This window comes from Ideonella azotifigens (genome assembly GCF_006519715.1).
GTDB lineage: Bacteria > Pseudomonadota > Gammaproteobacteria > Burkholderiales > Burkholderiaceae_C > Ideonella > Ideonella azotifigens.
On the sequence record NZ_VIDT01000757.1, the window covers coordinates 1 to 2,436 of the forward strand.

Here is a 2,436-nt window from a genome sequence, read left to right on the forward strand (position 1 = left end):
CTCGACCGCCAGGTCGATCTCGCCAGCCCGCAGCGCCGTCAGCACCGCCGGGCTGGCCTTGTAGGGCACGACCAGCAGGTCCAGCCCGGCCACCGTCTCGAAAAGCTTGGCCGCCAGGTGCTGCGTGCTGCCCACCGCGATGGTGCCCACATTGAGCTTGCCCGGATGCGCCTTGGCATGGGTGATCACGTCCTTCAACGACGTAAAGCGGCTCCCCGCCTGCACGAAAAAACCCAGGTCGAAATAGCCGAAGGTGCTGATGGGCGCAAAGGCCTTCACCGGGTCGTAGGGCAGCTTGTTGAACAGCGCCACGCTGACGGCGTGGGCGTTGCTCATCAGCAGCAGCGTGTGGCCATCGGGCTTGGCAGTGGCCACCGCCTGGCTGGCGACGATGCTGCCGGCGCTGGGCCGGTTGTCGATCACAAACGGCTGGCCCAGGCGCTTGCCCATGACCTCGGCAACGGTGCGCGCGGTGATGTCGGCCACGCCTCCCGGCCCGAACGGCACCAGCAGCTGGATGGGCTTGTCAGGGAAGTGCACCTGGGCACGCCCGGACAGTGGCAGCAGGGCAGCGCCGGCACAGGCCAGCAGTTCACGGCGGCGGAGGAATGCAGGCGCAATCGGGTGCATGACCCGAGTGTGCGACAAACGCACCGCCGTCGCCGCCTTCACATCAGTGGATGGGGATCTTGCTCAGCACAGCCGCTGCGTCCAGCGCAAAACCAAGGCCGATGCTTTTCAGAAGCTCACGCGGTTTCACCGGCATGTTGGAGTTGATGGCCCCCGCCAGCAGGCAGATCAACAGCGCAAATATCGAAAAAGCCCACCACCTGGGAAACTCGACCGGCGCAGATGGATCCTGCCATTTCTGGACCACAGGCAGCAGGGTGCGCAGGAAGAATCCGAATGACGCGCAGACCCAATGCATGAAGAAGCGTCCGGCAGTGTCCTGCAAAGAGGTATCCGAAGGCTTGGGCCCGTCTGGCGGCGTCGCGCCTTGCCCTTGCATCAGGTATGGCCGATGGACTGGCACAGTTGCGGGATCTGACATTTCATTCCTCCCCCTGCTTCAGCTTGAGATACACGAACCAGGCGGCCACGACAGCTCCGGCCATGGCAAGAATGAACCAGAAGTTTTCAAGCACCAGCCTTGCGAAGGCGAACAGCACGATGGCGATGACCGCAAGAATGGCCCACGTGGACAACTTCTGGATGATTTCGTCATTCATCTTCGACCTCTTCAATGGCCAGGGTCCGCTGAAGGCTGCTCAGGCCTGAGTCCTGGCCAGGCTCAGGCGGCGCAGCACTGGCCCCATCAGGGCGTGTAGACCTCGACTCGGAATCGTCCCGGGTACCCTCCGGCGCCCTGCACCACGCTGCTCTCATGGGCTTTGGCGCAATACGCCAGGCAGTCCCCGCCACCACCACCACCGCAGGCGGCAACGGTCAATGCCAGGGTCAGGCCCAAGACCCTACCCACCTTTTGAAACATGTTCATGGCTGTTCCCTGGTGCCGAGATGACGGCACCTGCCGGTACGATTTCAGGCGGAACCCCGGGGCCAATCCTTCCCCGATTCCGAACAATTCCTACCGAAGTCACCAGACGGCATGCGAGCCGGGGGCGCAAGCGATGAAATGGGAGAAACCGGCGTTGGCAGCCGAGGCGGACGACTTTCGGGCTTCCGGCCCGCTGCTGTGGTCTTTCGGAAGCTGCACGCTGGACGAGCGCCGCCTGGAACTCAGCGTGGACGGCGAGTTGGTCGCCGCCGAGGCTCGCCCGCTGGAGCTGCTGGTGCACCTGCTGCACCATGCCGGCGAACTGGTGACCAAGGACGAACTGATCGAGGCGGTGTGGCCCGGCCGCATCCCCTCGGAATCGGTGCTGACCAAGACGGTGGCCAAGCTGCGCCAGGCGCTGCGCGATGAGGACCAGGCGCTGATCCGCACCGTCTACGGCCAGGGCTATCGGCTGGTCGCGCCGGTGTCGGTGAAGGCCCAGGCCGACGCCGCGCCGGTGGACACGCCAGACTTTGCGCCCGGCCTGGCCGCTGGCGAAATGCCACCGCTGCGCCCGCACTGGGTGCTGCGCGAGAAGCTCAGCAGCGGCGGACGCAACGAGGTCTGGCTGGCCCGCCATGCCAAGACCGGGCAGCCGCGCGTGTTCAAGTTCGCGCGCGATGCCGACGGCCTGCGCGCCCTGAAGCGCGAAGTCACCGTGTTCCGCCTGCTGCGCGAGGCGCCCGGCGCCGGCGAGCACCTGCTGGAAATCCTCGACTGGAACCTCGACGAACCGCCCTGGTTCATCGAATGCCCCTTCATCGCCGGCGGCAACCTGGCCCATTGGTGCGAACAGGGCGGCGGCATCGCGGCCATCGACCTGTCCCTGCGCCTGGCGCTGATCGCGCAGGCCGCCGACACACTGGCCGCCGCGCACG

General features: G+C 65.8%; 4 protein-coding genes. 1 reads left to right on the forward strand and 3 read right to left on the reverse strand.

The genetic code is table 11. The features are described 5' to 3' along the window. The 3 genes from FKP22_RS27295 to FKP22_RS32870 form a co-directional block, all read right to left on the reverse strand. On the reverse strand, positions 1-630 hold a 630-nt coding region (locus tag FKP22_RS27295; RefSeq protein WP_259372464.1), incomplete at its 3' end, for a tripartite tricarboxylate transporter substrate-binding protein. 43 nt (positions 631-673) lie between these two features. After that, complete coding sequence (locus tag FKP22_RS27300; RefSeq protein WP_141291096.1) at positions 674-1,009, reverse strand: hypothetical protein; 336 nt, start codon at positions 1,007-1,009, stop codon at positions 674-676. Positions 1,010-1,052: 43 nt separating this feature from the next. Then, entirely contained in the window at positions 1,053-1,229 is a 177-nt protein-coding gene (locus FKP22_RS32870) for a hypothetical protein (RefSeq protein ID WP_170201121.1), read from the reverse strand. A 402-nt stretch (positions 1,230-1,631) separates the two neighbouring features. Here FKP22_RS32870 and FKP22_RS27310 point away from each other — a divergent pair. Then, a partial coding sequence (locus FKP22_RS27310) for a winged helix-turn-helix domain-containing protein (RefSeq protein WP_211361614.1) occupies positions 1,632-2,436 on the forward strand: 805 nt, incomplete at its 3' end.

Bases quoted from the DNA above. Each gene is read 5' to 3' on its own strand.
- FKP22_RS27300 (WP_141291096.1), bottom strand. From the start codon at position 1,009: ATGCAAGGGCAAGGCGCGACGCCGCCAGACGGGCCCAAGCCTTCGGAT.
- FKP22_RS32870 (WP_170201121.1), bottom strand. From the start codon at position 1,229: ATGAATGACGAAATCATCCAGAAGTTGTCCACGTGGGCCATTCTTGCG.